This is a genomic window from Streptobacillus felis (assembly GCF_001559775.1).
Classification (GTDB): Bacteria; Fusobacteriota; Fusobacteriia; order Fusobacteriales; family Leptotrichiaceae; genus Streptobacillus; species Streptobacillus felis.
Genome location: NZ_LOHX01000316.1, coordinates 1 through 465, shown reverse-complemented (window position 1 = coordinate 465; position 465 = coordinate 1). Strand labels below are relative to the sequence as shown.

The window sequence follows — 465 nt, the reverse complement described above, 5'->3', positions numbered from 1 at the left end:
GGAAAACAAAATTAAAAGAAACATATAGGTCATATAATGCAGGTATATTATCAAGTACAGATGAAGCAAAGATAAATGCTCTTTCAGCCTTTTATGATGAAGAAGTAGTAATAGACCCTACTGAATTTGATTGGAGAGTATGGAAAGATTGGGGAGATGTAAAATACAATAAGGAAAGAGCAGGTAAGCCTGGAATATTTTACAATCTAAGGGGAAGTGAAATCTTAAGTAAGGAAAGAATAGAAGAAATAAAGAATAAAAATAAAGAAGCAATGTATTCAAAATATTCTGATGATTACTTAGGAGAAAGTAATGAAAACATACTTTTAAAAGGTTTTGTAGATAATGAAGACAAAGATACAAGCTTTTCAGTACTTAGTGGAAATAATATTAGTATTACTACAAAAGAAGAATTAAATAATAAAGATGGACATATAATAGCAAATAGAGAAAATAAGATAGTAC

The 465-nt window shown here is 28.0% G+C and carries 1 protein-coding gene; it reads left to right on the top strand.

Features of this window, described 5'->3' with window-relative positions; translation table 11 throughout:
• Window positions 1–465, top strand: a 465-nt coding sequence (locus AYC60_RS09145) for a hypothetical protein (protein ID WP_197417003.1), incomplete at both ends; no start/stop codon positions are given.